This is a genomic window from Psychrobacter sp. Pi2-51 (assembly GCF_904846665.1).
GTDB lineage: Bacteria > Pseudomonadota > Gammaproteobacteria > Pseudomonadales > Moraxellaceae > Psychrobacter > Psychrobacter glaciei.
In genome coordinates, this window is sequence record NZ_CAJHBP010000003.1 from 104,131 (window position 1) to 123,315 (window position 19,185).

General features: G+C 44.2%; 18 protein-coding genes. 9 read left to right on the forward strand and 9 right to left on the reverse strand.

All coding sequences use genetic code 11. The features are described 5' to 3' along the window. The 3 genes from JMY08_RS02615 to JMY08_RS02625 form a co-directional block, all read right to left on the reverse strand. The gene (locus JMY08_RS02615; RefSeq protein ID WP_010197981.1) at positions 1-339 is read right to left on the reverse strand and encodes a P-II family nitrogen regulator; all 339 of its coding nucleotides are present in this window, start codon (positions 337-339) and stop codon (positions 1-3) included. A 399-nt stretch (positions 340-738) separates the two neighbouring features. Then, complete coding sequence (locus JMY08_RS02620) at positions 739-1,593, reverse strand: universal stress protein (RefSeq protein WP_010197979.1); 855 nt, start codon at positions 1,591-1,593, stop codon at positions 739-741. A gap of 162 nt (positions 1,594-1,755) precedes the next feature. Beyond that, complete coding sequence (locus JMY08_RS02625; RefSeq protein WP_189585982.1) at positions 1,756-3,255, reverse strand: SulP family inorganic anion transporter; 1,500 nt, start codon at positions 3,253-3,255, stop codon at positions 1,756-1,758. A 656-nt stretch (positions 3,256-3,911) separates the two neighbouring features. Between JMY08_RS02625 and murD the strand changes: the two genes are divergently transcribed. Both murD and ftsW read left to right on the forward strand, forming a co-directional pair. Beyond that, the gene (gene murD, locus JMY08_RS02630; protein ID WP_201589975.1) at positions 3,912-5,327 is read left to right on the forward strand and encodes a UDP-N-acetylmuramoyl-L-alanine--D-glutamate ligase; all 1,416 of its coding nucleotides are present in this window, start codon (positions 3,912-3,914) and stop codon (positions 5,325-5,327) included. Between the two features lie 316 nt (positions 5,328-5,643). Beyond that, positions 5,644-6,840 (forward strand): putative lipid II flippase FtsW, encoded by a 1,197-nt coding sequence (gene ftsW / locus JMY08_RS02635; protein ID WP_189585987.1) that lies wholly within the window; start codon positions 5,644-5,646, stop codon positions 6,838-6,840. A gap of 50 nt (positions 6,841-6,890) precedes the next feature. Here the strand turns inward: ftsW and gluQRS are convergent, their stop codons facing one another. From gluQRS to JMY08_RS02665, 6 genes are all read right to left on the reverse strand, one after another. Beyond that, the gene (gluQRS, locus tag JMY08_RS02640; RefSeq protein ID WP_413786669.1) at positions 6,891-7,907 is read right to left on the reverse strand and encodes a tRNA glutamyl-Q(34) synthetase GluQRS; all 1,017 of its coding nucleotides are present in this window, start codon (positions 7,905-7,907) and stop codon (positions 6,891-6,893) included. A 383-nt stretch (positions 7,908-8,290) separates the two neighbouring features. Continuing rightward, on the reverse strand, positions 8,291-8,731 hold the full coding sequence (dksA, locus tag JMY08_RS02645; protein ID WP_010197974.1) for an RNA polymerase-binding protein DksA: 441 nt from the start codon (positions 8,729-8,731) through the stop codon (positions 8,291-8,293). A gap of 466 nt (positions 8,732-9,197) precedes the next feature. Continuing rightward, positions 9,198-10,046 (reverse strand): metallophosphoesterase, encoded by an 849-nt coding sequence (locus tag JMY08_RS02650; protein WP_201589994.1) that lies wholly within the window; start codon positions 10,044-10,046, stop codon positions 9,198-9,200. A 315-nt stretch (positions 10,047-10,361) separates the two neighbouring features. Further along, on the reverse strand, positions 10,362-11,180 hold the full coding sequence (locus JMY08_RS02655; RefSeq protein ID WP_194620937.1) for a metal ABC transporter permease: 819 nt from the start codon (positions 11,178-11,180) through the stop codon (positions 10,362-10,364). A 76-nt stretch (positions 11,181-11,256) separates the two neighbouring features. Next, positions 11,257-12,054: a metal ABC transporter ATP-binding protein gene (locus JMY08_RS02660; RefSeq protein WP_227679573.1), complete on the reverse strand. Its 798-nt coding sequence runs from the start codon at positions 12,052-12,054 to the stop codon at positions 11,257-11,259. Between the two features lie 110 nt (positions 12,055-12,164). Next, entirely contained in the window at positions 12,165-12,704 is a 540-nt protein-coding gene (locus JMY08_RS02665) for a transcriptional repressor (RefSeq protein WP_201589996.1), read from the reverse strand. A gap of 118 nt (positions 12,705-12,822) precedes the next feature. Here JMY08_RS02665 and JMY08_RS02670 point away from each other — a divergent pair, with 118 nt between their 5' ends. The 7 genes from JMY08_RS02670 to atpA all read left to right on the forward strand — a co-directional run bounded on the left by JMY08_RS02670 (position 12,823) and on the right by atpA (position 19,184). Further along, positions 12,823-13,707: a metal ABC transporter solute-binding protein, Zn/Mn family gene (locus JMY08_RS02670; RefSeq protein WP_201590007.1), complete on the forward strand. Its 885-nt coding sequence runs from the start codon at positions 12,823-12,825 to the stop codon at positions 13,705-13,707. 376 nt (positions 13,708-14,083) lie between these two features. Continuing rightward, positions 14,084-14,482, forward strand: coding sequence for an ATP synthase subunit I (locus JMY08_RS02675; RefSeq protein WP_194620934.1), 399 nt, complete (start codon positions 14,084-14,086; stop codon positions 14,480-14,482). 687 nt (positions 14,483-15,169) lie between these two features. Continuing rightward, positions 15,170-16,039 (forward strand): F0F1 ATP synthase subunit A, encoded by an 870-nt coding sequence (gene atpB / locus JMY08_RS02680; RefSeq protein ID WP_010197962.1) that lies wholly within the window; start codon positions 15,170-15,172, stop codon positions 16,037-16,039. 33 nt (positions 16,040-16,072) lie between these two features. Then, complete coding sequence (gene atpE / locus JMY08_RS02685) at positions 16,073-16,321, forward strand: F0F1 ATP synthase subunit C (RefSeq protein ID WP_010197960.1); 249 nt, start codon at positions 16,073-16,075, stop codon at positions 16,319-16,321. Between the two features lie 117 nt (positions 16,322-16,438). Then, the gene (locus tag JMY08_RS02690) at positions 16,439-16,909 is read left to right on the forward strand and encodes a F0F1 ATP synthase subunit B (RefSeq protein WP_010197957.1); all 471 of its coding nucleotides are present in this window, start codon (positions 16,439-16,441) and stop codon (positions 16,907-16,909) included. Positions 16,910-16,922: 13 nt separating this feature from the next. Continuing rightward, positions 16,923-17,546: a F0F1 ATP synthase subunit delta gene (locus JMY08_RS02695; protein ID WP_189586005.1), complete on the forward strand. Its 624-nt coding sequence runs from the start codon at positions 16,923-16,925 to the stop codon at positions 17,544-17,546. 93 nt (positions 17,547-17,639) lie between these two features. After that, complete coding sequence (atpA, locus tag JMY08_RS02700; RefSeq protein WP_010197953.1) at positions 17,640-19,184, forward strand: F0F1 ATP synthase subunit alpha; 1,545 nt, start codon at positions 17,640-17,642, stop codon at positions 19,182-19,184. Position 19,185 lies beyond the last annotated feature (1 nt).

The following is a 19,185-nucleotide window of genomic DNA, read 5'->3' on the forward strand; positions in this document are numbered from 1 at the left end:
TTAGATAGCGTCAGGACCTGTCTCGCCCGTACGAATACGAATGACTTGCTCAAGAGCCGTCACAAATATTTTACCGTCACCGATTTTTCCAGTGCTAGCGATGCGAGTGATGGCTTCGATAGCAGGTTCAACCATCTCATCGATAACGGCCACTTCAACTTTTACTTTAGGTAAAAAGTCCACCACGTATTCTGCGCCGCGATAGAGCTCCGTGTGACCTTTTTGGCGACCGAAACCTTTGACTTCAGTGACGGTAACACCTTTGACACCGATGTCAGAAAGCGCTTCACGCACATCATCGAGCTTAAACGGTTTTAAGATCGCAGTGATTAGCTTCATAAAAAATTCCTTATATGTGTGATGTCGCAGGTTGATATAGACATTGTGCTTCATCGTATGACTGCCATTCTTAACGTAAGTCATTCAAGAACTGTGCCAAACCTAATCAAGGGGGTAGCTAGGATTGAGCCAATTGGTTCAAAAATGCTTATGGTATTGACAAAAAATACGGCTTATAGGGGCACGATAATCGTCATTGTTGTCCATACAAGCAGAGTAGATCAACCTTTAACGTTGGAGTATCGAAAACTTTATTATAACCAACTTTTAAAGCGCTTGGGGAGGCTATCACTTTATTTCATGTGATGATTTGATAAAAGTGTATAGCAAATGAGTACTGAGTAAAAGTAGACAGGAGGAGCAGAGCACAATACTCTGCCCGCAAATTAAACGTTGGCATTATACTTTAGGGAAGAGTAGGTATGGGGTTTTGGTGCTGCCTAGTAGTTTTTTGGTGTCGCTGCCTTTGAGCAATTCATGCAAACGAGACTGACCAAAAGCGCCTGTTATCAGCAGACCAATATTGTGCTCATTTTGATAGTAAGTTAAGGCTGCTGTCACATCGCGGCAGTCTAGCAATGCCTTTTTGGATTTTATGCCAGCTTGCTTGAGACGGGCATAAGCTTCACGTAGTGCATCGCAGTTTTCCGAGTTATCTTTACCGACCATAACAATATGAATGGTTAGGGCGCGAACAAGCGGCGTTTTGCATAGCCAATTAAGCAGTTTATGAGAAGTTGCACAGTTGTCAAAAGCAAATAAAGCAGTCGTAGGGGTCAAAAATGGTGCATGAGTCACCAAAATGGGGCAGTGGCTTAAACGAATAAGTTGACTCAACGTTGCTTTGCAGGTCACATGATGACCAATAACAATCAATTGCGCCTTATTGTCGACATAATCGATACTTTGATTAAGATGTTCATGACGATGCAGCGTATACGTCTTTAATTTTTGGCGCTGCTGCTCGCAATAAGTTGTGGCTTGATGAAGTAACAGTTTGCCTTGCGCTTTTAGTTCACAATTACTCAAATGTTCTTTGGTAGTAAATTGATCTAATAAAGCACTTTCGTCATCGATATTGAGGCAACCAGAATAATTGACCGCTGCTTTTTGTTGCAAGCTTGGTACTGAATGCAACAGACCGATAGGGGCTTGTAAACGAGGTGCTGCCCACATGCTCGCCTCTAGCACGGCTTGTACGTGATCAGGGCAGTCTAAGCAGGCAATTACGCTATCTGGCTTTAAATTACTCATAAGGCCACCACATCATCTAATAATTAAAATACCGTCAAGCGGGTCAACTCATCTGCGATGACACTAAAGCTTGAACTGATATACCAATATAATGGTTTGTCTACAAACCATGAATTAACGTCCGTTCGATAACGCAGGCATAGTGCTTGGTTATCTAACCATTTAATCCAACAAGCCAATGTCTCGGCGATCATGGATAGAGAAACGGTCAATCAACGTACGGCTTGCACTGTTGAGTCCTACCACTTTGACATCAATCCCTTCACGTTGCAAGCGCATGACCAGCTTGTCCAAGGTATCTACGGCACTGACATCCCAAAAATGCGCTTGGCTGACATCGATATGGATGCTATCCAAAGCTTCTTTGGTATCAAAGCTATGCAAGAATTGCGTCGTTGAGGCAAAGAACACTTGGCCTTGGACGTAGTAGTAGCGCGTGTTACTACTGTCGTCATACTCGCTAAATATCGTTAAGAATTGCCCGATTTTATTAGCAAACGCTAGCGCAGACAGCAGCACACCAACACCTACGCCATATGCTAGATTATGCGTAAAGATAGTGGTCAAAACGGTCGCTAGCATGACGATGTTAAATGACATCGGATGGGTCTTGAACTCGCGAATAGATTGCCAATTAAAAGTACCAATGGAGACCATAATCATCACAGCCACTAGTGCTGCCATCGGTATCAGACTGACCCATTCACTCAAAAACACCACCATAATGAGCAGTACCACACCTGCCATCAAGGTAGACAGACGTGTACGTCCGCCTGATTTGACGTTGATCATTGACTGGCCAATCATCGCACAACCTGCCATACCACCAAAGAATCCTGATACCACGTTTGCAATACCTTGACCACGACACTCGCGGTTTTTATCGCTCGGCGTATCAGTTAATTCATCCACAATCGTCGCTGTCATCATAGATTCTAATAAACCAACGATGGCCAACGCGATAGAATAAGGCGCAATGATTAAGAGCGTCGTTAAATTTAATGGAATATCTGGCAGCAAAAATACGGGTAGAGAATCGGGCAAATCACCCATGCTACCGACGTTACGAATATCGAGATTCATATACATCGCTACCGCGGTCAAGCCAACGATACAAATCAGCGGTGAAGGAATCACCCGACCAATTTTAGGAATAAGCGGAAACAGATAAATAATCGCCAAGCCCGCCGCGGTCATGATATAAACGGTCATCCCGACCTTCTCAGTCATAGGGTTAAGTTCAGGTAATTGAGCCATAAATATTAAAATCGCTAGCGCATTCACAAAGCCAATGACCACCGAGCGCGAGACAAAACGCATCAGATTGCCAAGCTTAAGAATACCCATGACGACCTGAATCGCCCCGCACAGTAAGGTAGCAGCCAGCAAATACTGCAAGCCATGATCAGCCACCAAGTCTACCATCACTAGCGCCATCGCTCCTGTCGCTGCCGAAATCATACCCGGCCGACCACCGACGAAACTAATCACGACGGCGATGCAGAATGATGCATACAAACCAACTTTTGGATCGACGCCCGCGATAATAGAAAAAGCAATGGCTTCTGGAATCAAGGCCAGTGCAACCACCACCCCTGATAAAACGTCACCGCGAACATTGGAAAACCAGTCGTCACGTAAGCTATCAAAAAAAGATGTCATAAGTAAACTGCATAGAGTTAAAGGCAAAAAAAGTAATCATTACTCAGTGTTAAAATGATCGCGTTATTACAGGTCGTTATAATCAGTGCTACTAAACGTACTTTTATTATGCTGTTGCTTCATTACCAATCGATAATTAGCTAGCAGCACGCCCATCAATTTATTGATTGGTATCGCTAATACGCTCACCAATAGTCAATATGATGACAGTGCCTAAAATATAAGGCCTAAAATATAGTGTTTAAAATACAGTGTCTAAAATAAAGTATAAGAACCGCCATGACGTACCGCGGTAGAAGGAGATAAATAATCTATCAGACAAAAGCGCATAAGTAGATCGAAGCCAGTGTCTGCCATCTCATTACCTCAATAGGAATCGTTGCGGAAGCAGCGTGACAATAGCGCGGTAAATGTGACAACATGCTAAACTAAAATGCTTAGGTGAAATATCTAGCCCAAATATCTGTTTAGGCCGATATTATAGCATTAGCTACTCAATATAAAAACAGCCGCATAATAGCACAAAGTCATAAAAAACCAGTACCGAAATCTGAACGATACCGTTATCATGCTCTTCATCTTAACAGTATCATTCAGACGGTCTAAACCACGTATATGCTTGATGCCATTTTGTTCGTCCAATAGAAGGAAGAGATATGACCACCCTCACCGCAACAGAAACCTTACTTCATAAGGGCAGTGGTCTACAAGTCGTGGTCGGTTTGGGACAGTCAGGGCTTTCAGTAGCGAACTATCTTACCAAGCAAGGCTACCATGTGGCTGTCACTGACAGTCAGCCGACGCCTGCCTTAGCAGAGCAACTACCAGCAGCCGTTGATATTCGTCAATTTGGAACGATAGATGCAGAATTATTGCAACAAGCGGCACGGATCATTATCAGCCCAGGTATTTCTTTAGATACCGACGCGGTTGCTGCCGCCCGTCACGCCAACATTCCTGTGGTCAGTGATATTCAGCTGTTCTGCGAAGCCTGCACCGTACCGATCGTTGCTATTACGGGCTCCAATGCCAAAAGCACGGTGACGACTTTGGTCGGGCAGATGGCGGCGGATGCCGGTGTCAATGTAGGCGTCGGTGGTAATATCGGCGTGCCAGCACTTAATCTACTTGCCAATCCTGATATGCAATTGGCCGTACTTGAGCTGTCAAGCTTCCAGCTAGAGACCGTGACCAATTTAGGTGCGCAAGTGGCAACTGTTCTTAATATGTCACCCGATCATTTAGATCGCCATGGTGATATGCTGGGCTATCATCAAGCCAAGCACCGTATCTTTCAAGGTGCCAAATCGGTGGTGATCAATCGTGAAGATGCGCTGACTCGACCGTTGGTGGCGGATAATTTGCCACGGCTGAGCACGGGTATCCATGCTCCTGATAAAGGCCACTATGGTCTCATCACTGATCCAGAAGGACAGATCTATCTTGCACGCGGGACCGAGCGGTTACTATCAGCGGACAAACTACAGATTAAAGGGCGTCACAATTTGCTCAATGCGCAAGCGGCTTTGGCACTAGGTGAGCTTGCTGGCTTACCACTAGATAGCATGCTAAACACCCTGCAACAGTTCACAGGTCTCGAGCATCGCTGCCAATACGTCGCCACTGCGGCAAGCCTTGATTATTTCAACGATTCAAAAGGCACCAATATTGGCTCGACCATGGCGGCTATCGAAGGATTAGGCGCGGTCTATGCACCAAAAGACGGTAAGCTGTTGTTAATCTTAGGCGGACAGGGTAAAGGTCAAAAATTTGGTGAATTGACGCCTTTTATCAATAAATACGTCAGCCAAGTACTATTTATTGGTGAGGACGCTAAGCAGATTGAACAGCATCTACGTGCAACGAAATTAAGTGATGAAGTGGCGCTGCATCAATGCCAAACGTTAGAAAATGCATTTGCCACCATTCAACAAGTCACTATAAGCAGCTTGTCACAAGTGCAAGCCGTGTTATTATCGCCAGCTTGTGCCAGCTTTGATCAATTTAGTGGTTATGCGGCTCGTGGTGAGCATTTTAGCCAGCTGGTCAGTCAGCTTGCGACAGATATTTAAATAGCATTAGCTAAATATTGGGCAACTACACAGCAATACAAACACAGCAGTGTGTAGCCAATCGCATTTTGTTGATAAATGATTGTTTTGCTTATAGATTACTGCTACTGTCAATAATCAATCAGGCAGTTTGCTGACTTTATTATTAGAACAGTGATAATGGATACAATAATCCTAGGATAGCTGCCAAATCAGGCGTTATTCTTCTAGTATTGACGGGCTATTATGGTCCGTGTGGTACGATCTACTTTATATTTTTTATACGGTGGCGTTGCATAAACGCCGTGTTTTTTCGTTTGTTAGTGTATATAAAATTATGGCGCTCTCTTCTCTTTTTCGTTCGTCTCCCCAATCGCAGCAAGCCTCTGGCTCAGATGGCATTCTTTCTATGCCGTCAGCGCGTGCAATTTTATTAGCGAGTGTCGGCTGTATGCTGGTGCTCAGTCTACTGATGGTCGCTTCTGCTTCTATTCCCTTCGCGCTCAGTCGCGGCATGACGGAGCTATATTTTTTTAGAAATCAGCTACTCTATATGGGAATTGGACTAATCGCTGCCGCTTTTCCTTATTACTTAGTATCCTTACGAACCTTATATAAGACAGAGACTCAGTTTCTCCTGTTAGCCATTACGGGGGGCTTGCTGGTTTTAACTTTGTTTGGCACGCCGATTAATGGCTCTAAGCGCTGGTTAAATCTAGGGTTTTTGAACTTTCAGGTTGCAGAATTGGCTAAACTGGTCATGATTGTATTCGTGTCTGATTTTGTCGTACGTCGATCTTTTGAGGTTCGTAATGGCTGGGATGGCTTTTTACGGATATTTTTAGTGGTCGGTATGATCACGCTGTTACTGTTATTACAGCCAGATTTTGGCTCTTTGGTGGTCATTGTTGGCACCGTTTTTGCGATATTTTATATCGCTGGCGCACCTTACAAGCAGTTCTTGGCATTGGGCGGCTTGGTGGCTGGATTGGCAGTACTGGCAGTGACCTTGGTACAATATCGCTTGGTACGTGTGATGTCGTTTTTGGATCCTTTTGACGATGTGCAAGACACCGATTATCAGCTGGCACGCAGTTTGATTGCCTTTGGTCGTGGTCAGTTCACCGGCGTCGGTTATGGTGAAAGCGTACAAAAACTGTCACATTTACCTGAAGCGCATACGGATTTTTTATTAGCCATTACGGGTGAAGAGCTGGGTTTTGTGGGGGTCGCAGTGGTATTGCTGCTCGAGGCGCTCATCATTGGCAGTGCCATGCGTATCAGTTATAACGCCCTCAAGCGTCGCCAGATGCGTATGAGCTATACCGCTTTTGGTATCGGTGTGGTCTTTATCGCGCAAACGATTATCAATGCGGCGATGAATATGGGTGCCATTCCGACCAAAGGTTTGACCATGCCATTCTTTAGTTACGGTGGCTCATCGATGCTCATCAGCTTAGTGATGGTTGCCTTGCTGCTAAAGATTTATAAAGAAAGCCCTGAGATTGAAAAAAGCCAGTGCCGTTATTATTAGCAGGTGTTAATTTGTAGAAAAGCGTCGCCAGCAGCGGCGCTTTTTGTTTTTTAATAATTGGGCAGATTTAGTGCGCTTTTGCCTTGTAGCGGAGTGTTATCCCATTGTGCAATTGCTTGCGCTAACATTCGGGTTGGCGTATCTCTATCGACCGCTGGTTGCTGTAATAGCTGCAAAGCGTCGGCGATAAGCTTACTTGGATCGCGAGTATCAATCGGTTGCGCAAGGTTCTGCTTGGAGAGCTTTTGCCCGTCAGGATTGCATATCAAGGGCAGATGATACCAGTGATCGATAGCCGGTAAGTTAGCCGCCTGCATGATACTAATCTGAGCAGTGGTCATGGGTAAAATGTCCAAGCCACGCATAATATGAGTGATTTGTTGTAGCCCATCATCGAGGCTGGCGGCTAAGATATAATTGATCATGCCGTCTTGGCGTCGAACCACCATATCCCCTAAGGTTTGTTGTGGATTATCCCACTGCAACCCTTGAATACCATCGCTAAACCCGATTTTATGGTCTGGCAGTTGTATGCGCAGCTTGTGTTGCTGACGATTGAGATTGGCATTGAGGCAGCAGCGCGGGTAGCGTTGTCTATTGGGCAGCAGTTGCTTAATATCTGTAGCATTCAAACCTGCTGGTAGAGGCTCTAAATCTTGAGTCGTCGAGGATGCTTGTGCTTGCTGAGACCAATAGCGCTCTAAGTCCTTACGTGAGCACTGACAGCCATAAGTCAGCGCCAGCAAGTCTGATGACAAGTAGTCGTTGTAGATATCAATACGCTCAGACTGATAAATGACATCGCCGTCCCACTGTAGCCCGAGCACTTCTAAATCTATAAGAATCTGCTCAGTGAATTGTCTGTCACAGCGTTCCGTGTCGGTATCTTCGATACGCAGCAGCCATTTGCCACCGAGCGACTTGATATGGCAAAAGCTGGCAAGCGCAGTGGTCAAGGAGCCAAGATGCAGCTCACCTGTGGGTGAAGGCGCAAAGCGACCGATAGGAGGTGATGATGGCTGCTGATGGAGAATAGGAGTATGGGCAGTTTGCAAAATAGGGGTTATCAAAGTAATGACTATCAATGTAGGAGGATATAGCTAGAATAAAGAAGAACGGAGCAAAAAGATATTTATTAAATACGCTTGTTTTGTTAGGGCGTGTCTTCATTTTAAAAATGGTGATAAAAATGAGATAAATTGCCGTCAAACAAGAAAAATAGCACCGATAATATCGGGACATTAACCAGTTATTTGACGATGTTTGGCAAGATTTTGCCATTTTTAGCCCATTTAGATGACTATCGAGTGGATTGAAGACACGCCCTAGTCAATTAGTAAAAGCCATCCATAGAACAAGATCTATAAAACGCAACGAGCGACCAATAAATGGTCGCTCGTTATTATAAGACACTCAGTACTCATTTAAATGCGCTAGCATAAGAGAGCGTCTAGGTATGACCTTGGTTTTGACGCTCTTTGATCTCAGATAACGTCTTGCAGTCGATACATTGAGTGGCTGTTGGACGTGCTTCAAGACGACGCAAGCCAATCTCTACCCCGCAAGTTTCACAAAATCCATAATCATCATTGTCAATTTCTGCCATAGACTTATCGATTTTGCGAATGAGTTTACGCTCACGGTCACGCGTACGCAACGTCAAGGCAAACTCTTCTTCTTGAGTGGCGCGGTCATTAATATCCGGCATGGCGCTAGACTCATCTTGGATATAAGTCTTGGTGCGATCTGCTTCGCCAATCAGTTGCTGCTTCCAATCCAACAAAATAGCCTTAAAATGCTCTAACTGCGCATCAGACATATACTCTTCGTCTTTGGCAGGCACATAAGGAGTAAACTTAACATCACTCGGATTCGTGGTCACGGTGCTCATATGGGTATCCTACTTTTTCAAATTAATTCAATAAAACGACATATCAAAAGACAAGACGTTATAAGTTTAACAAACGCGATAAGTTGTCCCTTTATAAAACGTTTTACCACTTGGTAACACAAGTAACACAGCTGAACTCATCGTACGGTTATATTGATATGTTTATATCAATGGTCAGGTATATTGTTATGCATATTTTTATTTAAATGGCTGGGCCTAAATAATGCGACAAATGACTGACTGTGAAAACTTAGCTTGTGGTCAATGTAGCCATCCTAGCTATTATAATTTTGCTTGCGATTAGACGCGTTACCATCCTAACGCGGTTTGGTTCTATCAGTATCGTTATTCACTTATCATAAAGCAAAGTTTGATTTTGCCAACCATATGGACGAAATTTTTTGTATTAAATCAAACATATGGACAAAGACAATTACAGTGTTATTGACGCCGATAAAACTGGGCATCAAGTATCCAACCTTTTAACCCAGCTTGCAACCTCTCCATTGTTGGCTAATTGCAACCAGCGATAACCGGGGCGCGCGTTTTCATCGTAAGCAAAGTCATCTCTATAAGGCTTAAACTGATAGCAAGTCGAGGGCGTGCTATAAACGCTGACCCCTTGACGATGGCGCACTTGTGCTTGATGGGTATGACCGCTAATGATTACTTTTAATTGCTCAAACGGTGCCATATGCTGCCAGAAAGCCTCGGTATTCTTTGCCATATGAGTATCGATCCAGTCAGACTCTATCGGTATGACGTGGTGATGCAAGGCAATGAGCGCAGGCTTACTGCACTCTTGCAACTGCACACATAACCAGTCAATATCTGTCGTTGTCACTTCTCCTGCCACCTGCCCAGAAATAGAGGAATCCAGTAATAGCAGCTGCCAGTATTCCGTTTCAATAACGTGTCGACTTAGCAAACGCGTATCCATCGGCTGGGCGACGAGCTCCCGCTCAAAAAAAGGTAAATCGCTACCAATCTCATCAGTGACATCATGATTGCCAGCAATACAGGCAAAAGGAATATCAGTCGCTTGCAATACCTCAAAAATATGGTCGTAGATAGCAGGCTTTACTTTATTCACCAAGTCGCCCGTCACCACGATCAGGTCACAGCGGATGTCTTCATTTAATGCTTGTTCGATGACTTTTTCAAAGCTATGCTGACAGACAGATATGTCGGAATTATTGTCAATGTCGTCATTAGCTGGGGCAGAGGTGGGCGTTGATAAGTGCAAATCAGTGATCTGCAACACGTTTAGCTGTTCATCTGGCGTGCTGATGTTATTGGCAGGATAGCTTAGCATTGGGTCAGTCCCTTATCGAATCAAAACAAGTATTGCTATTAAAACGAATATGGATAAATCGATCACTTTTAGTTACGGGCTCTTATGGCGCATTTCTCCCATCCTTGATGGAAGATGTTGCCGCTTATAGCCCTACACTTACAAAACGAGCGATATGCAGCATTCTACTAACTATTACATTGATAGCATTAAGGAAAGTTTATATCATAAAGTGAATGAAAGCTCTAGCAATATTGATGAAATAAAGTTGGATAAAAGCCTAATGATCAGCTAAGGCATATAAAAAGCCTCTACGTAACAATAAAGATGGCACAACTAACGGCGCATCGTCCAAAATTTTGCCGTTAGCACTTTTGATAAAATCAGCGCTGCAAAAAATAAAATAGCCAATACCAGTACGATAGATAGTCCAGTCTGAATATCAAGCCAGATACTGCCCCAAACACCTAAGGTGACCCCAAGCTGAGCGATAAGCAGCGCGATAATCACCATTTGCTTTGGCGAGGCTGACCACAAACGTGCTGTTAAAGCTGGTAGCACCAGCAAGCCACTGATTAATAAGCTACCCACTGCTTGCAGGGCAATGGCACAAAACCCTGCCAATAATCCCATAAAAAACAGCCGTTGCCGTGTTGGGTTGACGCCCTGAATCCGTGCTAACGCTTCGTGAGTGGCAAGCTTAATTTGTGCGGGCCAAATATACGTGAGCAATACCAGTCCTACTAGCACACTACCGCCTATTAATGGCAAATCTGCCCAATCAAGCTCGAGCAAATTACCAAACAAAAACCCCAACACGTTGGCTTGCTGATCGGTCAGCTGGGTCAGCGCTAACAGCCCCAAACATAGCAGAGACACTGCAACCACCGCCAGTACGGAATCGACGGGCAAACGCTCATCATCTATCATCACGAGTCCTAGTACCACTATCACGCTAACCAATGCAATGCCAATTCCCATAGGCAGTTGCCACCACACAGCCAATGCGACGCCTAGCAAAGTGCCATGCGCCAAGGCATCGGCAAAAAATGCCATGCGTCGCCACAATACCAAACACCCTAGGGGCGCTGATAGCAATGCTAAAATACTGCCAGCAATCCAAGCAGGCGCAATAATGGCTAACCAAGCACTCATATCATGTATCCAATAAACGGTTTATAAAATAAAGGTCGTAAAGCAGCTTTTTGCTTTAGTCGTTTGGTTATGATGATTACAACTCGCTTGGCGCGTGATGTTCACAGGCATGCGGCTGATGGACATAAGGCTGCTCATAATGATGACCAAACAGCTTTTGAAACTCACTACTAATGGCAAGCTCGCTTGGTTGTCCCTCGCAGCAAATATGCTTATTCAAACAAATGACCCGTCGGCTGCCTTTCATCACCCAATGCAAATCGTGTGACACTACTAGCATGGCACAGCGTAAGAAGTCCGGCAGCTCATCAATAAACTGGTAGAGCCAAACCTCGGTATCAGGGTCAAGTCCTTGCATCGGCTCATCTAGAATCAACAAATTGGGCTTATCTAACAAGGCACGAGCCAATAAAACTCGTTGCGTTTCACCACCGGACAAGTGCAGCATTTGCCGTGATAGCAGGTGCGTCAACGATAAATTATCAAAGATAAACTGGCGTTGCTCAGCCGTTAAGCGTTTCTTATCTGCTTGCGCCAATAAGTCGCAGACTCGTAATGGCAATATTGGCGGTACCGCAAAGCGCTGCGGCACATAGCCAAGCTGTAACTTATGATGGGGCATCATTTGCCCTTTAGTTGGCTCAATCAACCCTAAAATAAGCTTAACCAACGTCGATTTACCAGCGCCATTTGGCCCAATAAGACTGACTGTCTCGTTAACCGCAATATCGATATTAATATGTGATAACAAGCGTTGCGAACCAATGTCATAGCTGATATCGCTTAAGCTCAACAGCTGGCTAGCTTGGTTGGTCTTATTATCCAGACTGATAGACGGAGACGATTGCTCTGATGGTGAAATGGGCAGGCTCATAGGCTAGTGACTAATATATTGGTAAATGATAAATGGCTGAGTACTTAATGCTAAATACTGAATAATAAGTACCTAGATCAGTACTTAATAAAGAAAAAATACAGCAAGCTTTATTGGCATGCTTGGCAACGACCACTGAGCTCAATGACACTACGAGCGACGATAAAGCCGACATCTTGCTCCGCAAAGCTCATCATTTCTTGTACCGGTAAGCTGCTACATTCTTGCACTCGCTGGCATTGATCGCAAATTAAAAATGCGGCGGTATGCTGGGCGCGTGGGTGACAGCAGGGCACATAAGCATTGATAGAGGTTAATTGATGTATCAAGCCTTCGCCCAACAAAAACTCCAAACTGCGATAAACCGTTGGTGGCGCGACATTCTTTGGCGTCTGCTGATTGGTCGGCACAGAATCTTGTGCATCCGGTTCTGACAAGCGCATTTGCTGCAATTGTGTGATCAAGTCGTAGGCACCAACGGGCTTATTGGCGGCCAATACTAACTGATATATCTGCTGCCGCAATGGCGTGAAGCGTACACCACTTATGCGGCATTGTTCTTTTGCCGCCGTCAAGCGCTCGGTTACATCATGCGCGGTAAAATGTTGCACATCGTGCAAATGTTCGCATGTCGATGAAGTAGTGGACATAGGACAAACTCCTAAAAAATATGACGCCTTTTTATGATGGCGTTTTTTATTGTTATAGTATAACATAATGAAATGAAAAACAGGTATGCTGCCTCAACTTAATATTAAAGAGCCTATTATGAATTCATTTTTCAGCCATTCTTTACGCTCGATCATTGTACTACAGCGACTGCTCATTACTGGGATAGTCGCGTTAAGCTGTCTGACGTTGAGCGCCCAAGCCGCTACCGTTAGCGTGAGTAATTATCCATTATTCTTGTTGAGTCAAGCCGTGACTGAAGGTGCGCCGCCTGCCAAGCAATTATTGCAAGCAGGGGAGGTTGGGCATCACGGTAGTATTAGTCCGGGCGATATAAAAGCCATTCAAGACAGTAAGTTTGTGGTATGGTTTGGCGAGCCATTAGAAAACAATTTGGCCGCCAGTCTCAATAGCGCGCCCAATGCCATTGCTTTATTCAAGTTTGATGCGTTCAACCGCCATCCACTACGCGATGTCAAAGGCGAAGCTATCACTGGCACGCTAGATCCGCATATTTGGCTCGATCCTGAAAATGCCAAAGCCATCACCCGTGCGCTTGCCGTGATTCATAGCCATGCAAATCCACAATATAAAGCTCTCTATCAAGCCAATGCACAAAAATTTGCCCAGCGACTGGATAAAGGAGTGCTTGCCACAAAGCAGAGCACAGCGACAAAGGCATTGCCTTATTGGGCGTATCACGATGCCTATCAGTATATGGAGGACAGCTTAAAGCTACAGCTCGTTGGCAGTCTAAGCACCGATCACCATTTAGCGCCAAAAGCCAGTCAGTTGCGCTGGCTAAATGAGAAGCGTCCTGCCAAGAAAATGTGTTTGGTTAGTCCAAGTGCGCCAGCTAAAGGGTTGCTCGCTAAGCTTCAACCTGTGAAGAGTACCGTGCAAGCTGAAGACATGAGCACCAGTAAAGACTTCGTTAGTGGTTGGCAGAGTATGGCGCAGCAAATCCGCCAATGTATCGCATAGCCATTTTTAGCCCATTTACTCGCTTTTGTTGAGATTAAGGGCATGCCCTAGCATAAAGCGTTATTTAGAAGGGTCTTGGCGCTCGATAGCATTATCAAATTGTCGAGCACCAAGACCTTTGTTTTATAAGATATTAGCTAGGCTTTACTAAGTTTTTAGAGGGAGCGTTAGCGCTAAACAATCAAATGCTTGATAAGACGCATATTTTACTTGCTAATCGCGCGCGCGCTCCCTATAATAAGTGGCGTTTTATTTTGGTTAAAAGGCAACGTCTGTATAGTGACTTTTCATGGATAAAATGGTCATGAATAAACTGGTCACGGATAAAATCGTGGCAAATATGCGACATTATCCCAATACTATAGGATAGCTGCTGATGACCAAGCCTGCCAAACGCACGCAAAAAGATGAGATTGGCATCTACCTGAAACGCCAAGCATGGATTTTATTTATCCTGATTATTATTGGCTGGGTAGTAGATGTGACTTGGCTAGACAGTGGGCTGATAGTAGCAAAAAGTACCGCGATCGGTGCGCTACTTAGTTTCGCCACACAAGCCGTCTTTGCAAATTTTATCTTTTGGCATACTGGATATCGCGCGCGCCGACACATTGTCAGCCAGCTATATCGAGGTCAGATGGTCAAATGGCTACTGACAGTGTTTGGTTTCGCACTAATTTTTATTACCGTACAACCCCTATCAGCGCCTGCGTTGTTCATCGGTTTTATGGTAATGCAAATTAGTCACAGTTGGATGTTGTGGCACATACGCTAGCACTCTTTACGATCAGTATTGAAGTGAGTAAGTATCTATTAGCGTTAGATAAGTCATCCTGCCGTCCAACTTCTCTATGGCTAGCTTCACAAAGCCAAAAGAATGACAAATAACTGATTTGACGTTAAGGTATGGACTTATAAGTTACTGCTATAAGTCGTTGAAATTAGCGTAAAAAGTAAAAATAGTCTTATAGATAAGATATAGTTTGGTTAATTGCCATCACTTATAATTTTATTTTTACAATTTCACGAATGATGCAAACCCATGCCACTAAAGGTCAATAGCCGCTAACTTGTTCATACAGCGGATAAAAAAGTCATAATAGACTTTACACGAATACAACGCTGCATTAATATAGGCAGCTAACTGCTTTGTTTTTGGACGCTATATTAAGCGTTTGCCTAAAAAGGCAGGTATGAGCAGACACCTATTCGATATAAACATTAAAGGGCTATTAATGAATAATCATAAGCCCTTTTTTGATAGCTAAAATTTATACTAAGCTAGGTATATAGCACTAGTAAATAGAACTATGGGTTGGATGTTGTTGGTTACATGAGCGCCTTGGTTGGTTTTATCTCCTTACGTGAGACACGTGGGAAAAAGACCGACCAATCGCCTCATCAGATGACAACCGTATTTTTGGTAGTTGATTAAATCGTTGATTAATAAGAAGCTTACATTATGGCATCCGAGCAACAAACATCATCAGAATATATCTCTCACCACTTAACGAATTGGACGTACGGCTATTTGCCGGGCGAAGGCTGGAAAGTTGCCTATACTGCTGAAGAAGCAGGGCTTATGGGCTTTAAAGCTATCCATCTTGATTCTATGCTTTGGTCAGTTGGCCTGGGTATCTTGTTTTGCACCATCTTTTGGATGGTTGCCAAAAAAGTCACTTCAGGCGTACCAAGCAAAACTCAGGCAGCAGTTGAGTTGATCGTTGAGTTTGTTGATAACAACGTTCGTGATTCGTATAGTGGTACCTCAAAACTGATTGCGCCACTGGCGTTGACTATTTTTGTGTGGATCTTCTTGATGAACTTGATGGATTTATTGCCTATCGACTTTATTCCAAGTCTTGCGGGGCAAGTTGGCGCCATGATGGGTCATGATCCACATCACGTATTCTTCAAGATTGTGCCAACGACTGATCCTAACATCACGCTTGGCATGTCATTTTCTGTCTTTGCGCTGATTATCTTTTATAGCATTAAAGAAAAAGGGTTGGGTGGTTTTGTCGGTGAGTTAACACTCCATCCGTTTAGTGCCAAAAACCCAATCATGCAAGCCATTTTGATTCCCATTAACTTTATTCTAGAAGCAGTTACCTTAATTGCAAAGCCTGTATCACTTGGCTTGCGTCTATTCGGTAACATGTATGCTGGGGAATTGATTTTCATACTGATTGCCCTGATGCCGTTTTGGATTCAATGGGCGTTATCAGTACCGTGGGCGATCTTCCACATCTTAATTATTACACTTCAAGCGTTCGTATTTATGATGCTAACGATAGTTTACATGTCGCTTGCATCATCAACTGAACATTAATTAGACATTCAATAGGTAAATGAGGATACATCAATGGATCCAGTATTAGGTGGTTACACAGTTATAGCAGTAGCGCTACTTATCGGTCTTGGCGCACTTGGCACAGGTATTGGTTTTGCTATTCTAGGCGGCAAATTCTTAGAAGGTGTTGCGCGTCAGCCAGAACTTGGCTCACAATTGCAAACTCGTATGTTCATCGTAGCAGGTCTTCTTGATGCTATTCCGATGATCGGTGTTGGTATTGCTATGCTATTGTTATTCGCTAACCCTCTAGCAGGTTAATCAGAAAGCTCAGTTGTAAATGTTTGGTAGTCAAAGTTTGTATCTTAACCATAGCCAAAGTTTGGCTATCAAATATGATCAATGAAACTGATTTTTCATTAACAAAGAGGTGATCACGTGAATATCAATTCTACCCTCATCGGTCAAGCCATTGCTTTTGCAATCTTTGTGATGTTCTGCATGAAATTCGTGTGGCCACCACTTATCGGTGCCATCAATGAGCGTCAGCGTAAAATTGCTGAAGGCTTGAATGCCGCAGAAAAAGCAAAAGCAGATCTGGCGACCGCGGAGCAAGATGTCCAGCAGGAGCTTAATCTTGCAAAGACTAAAGCTGCTGCTCTAATCGAGCAAGCGAACAAGAGCGCCAACCAGCTTGTCGAAGATGCCAAAACGCAAGCCCAAGCGGAAGGCGAGCGCATTCGTCAACAAGCGCAAGCATCTATCGACCAAGAAATCAATCAAGCGCGTGAATCATTGCGTGCCCAAGTTGCTGAACTGGCTGTGCTTGGTGCAGAAAAGATTTTGCAAGACAAAGTCGATGTGCAAAAACATGCCAGTATGTTAGACCAACTGGCGGCGAAGCTGTAATTGTGAGGATATAATGGCTGACTTATCAACCTTAGCACGACCGTACGCTAAAGCCGCGTTTGACTATGCCAATGAAAACGGGGTAGTAAATGAGTGGGAAAACTTCTTATTTATTGCCAGTAACATTGTCAATGACAAGTCGTTCAGTACTTGGCTAGACAATCCAGCTGTTTCTGCTGAGCATAAGTCAGCTGCTTTGATCGATCTTTATGATACACAAGTAGCTAGCGCTGATGATTCTGCTTTTAAGCAGTTATTAGGTGAGGCCCAAGGGGCTCGCCCAGACAACAACGCCAGCTATCCAAAAGTATCAGTGGCACTTAGTAACTTCGTTAATCAGTTATCAGAACAAGAGCGTCTGGCGCTGCTTCCTGAAGTTTATGCGCATTATCGCCGTCATAAGGCAACCAGCTTAAAGCAGCTTGATGCCTACGTGACCTCCGCCTATCCATTGACCGATGCACAGCGTGACATGCTCCAAACACGTCTTGCTGCTTCGCTAAATGCTAGTGTGGTGATTCATGAGTCGGTTGATCCTAGTCTTTTGGCTGGCGCTACGATCAAAGTCGGTGACAAAATCATTGATGATTCGATGCGCGGCAAGTTACAACAGTTAAAAACACAGCTAACTGCCTAATGCCATTCATCAACGTAGATATATAAAAACTGCGTGATAGTAAGAGCATTTAAGTCAGTGGGCGGGTTATCATAAATTAAAGGAAACAAGGCAATGCAACAATTGAATCCAGCGGAAATCAGTAACCTGATTAAGCAGCGTATTCAAGACCTTGATGCGGGTGCAACTGCAAAGAATGAAGGCACGATTGTCAAAGTATCTGACGGTATCGTGCAGATTCATGGTCTTGAAGATGCCATGTACGGCGAAATGATTGAGTTTGAAGGTGAAATCTATGGGATGGCGCTTAACTTAGAGCGTGATTCTGTTGGTGCGGTAGTACTGGGCGACTTCCTAAAACTACAAGAAGGCCAAAAAGCCTATTGTACTGGTCGCATTCTTGAAGTACCCGTAGGTCCTGAGCTGCTAGGCCGTGTTGTTGATGCTTTGGGTAATCCTATTGATGGCAAAGGTCCTATCGATGCCAAAATGACTGACAAAGTCGAAAAAATCGCCCCAGGCGTGATCGACCGTCAGTCAGTAGATCAACCAGTAATGACTGGTTATAAAGCCGTTGATACCATGATTCCAATCGGTCGTGGTCAGCGTGAGCTTATCATTGGTGACCGTCAGACGGGTAAAACCGCGATGGCTATCGATGCGATCATTGCGCAAAAATCATCTGGTATCAAGTGTGTATACGTGGCAATCGGTCAGAAACGTTCGACCATTGCAAACGTCGTACGTAAGCTTGAGCAAACTGGTGCACTTGAATACACTACAGTAGTAGTTGCTTCAGCATCAGAGCCAGCAGCACTACAGTATATCGCACCGTATTCAGGTTGTACGATGGGCGAATACTTCCGTGACCGCGGCGAAGATGCTCTGATTGTTTTTGATGACTTATCAAAACAAGCCGTCGCTTATCGTCAGATTTCACTATTGCTACGTCGTCCGCCAGGTCGTGAAGCGTATCCTGGTGATGTATTCTATTTACATTCACGTTTACTTGAGCGTGCATCACGCGTAAATGCTGCGTACGTAGAAAAATTCACCAATGGTGAAGTAGTGGGTAAAACAGGTTCTTTAACCGCATTGCCTATTATTGAAACCCAAGCTGGTGACGTATCTGCATTCGTACCGACTAACGTGATTTCAATCACTGATGGTCAGATCTTCTTAGAGTCTAGCCTATTCAACTCAGGTATCCGTCCAGCAGTCAACGCTGGTATCTCGGTATCTCGTGTTGGTGGTGCTGCTCAGACTAAGATTATTAAGAAGCTGTCTGGTGGTATCCGTACCGCACTAGCCCAGTATCGTGAACTAGCAGCATTTGCTCAGTTTGCCTCAGATCTTGATGACGCGACTCGTGAACAGCTTGATCATGGTGAGCGTGTGACTGAACTGATGAAGCAGAAACAGTATCAGCCAATGTCTATCTCTGAGCAAGCAGCGGTTATCTATGCGTCGAACGAAGGTTTCTTATCAGACGTTCCAGTTGAAAAAATTGGTGCTTTCGAAGAATCTTACTTACGTTATATGCATGATGAGCAAAGTGAATTGATGCGTGAGATTGATGATACTGCGAACTATAATGATGATATCGCAGGTCGTTTAAAGTCAGCTTTAGAGACCTTTAAACAAAATCACAGTTATTAAT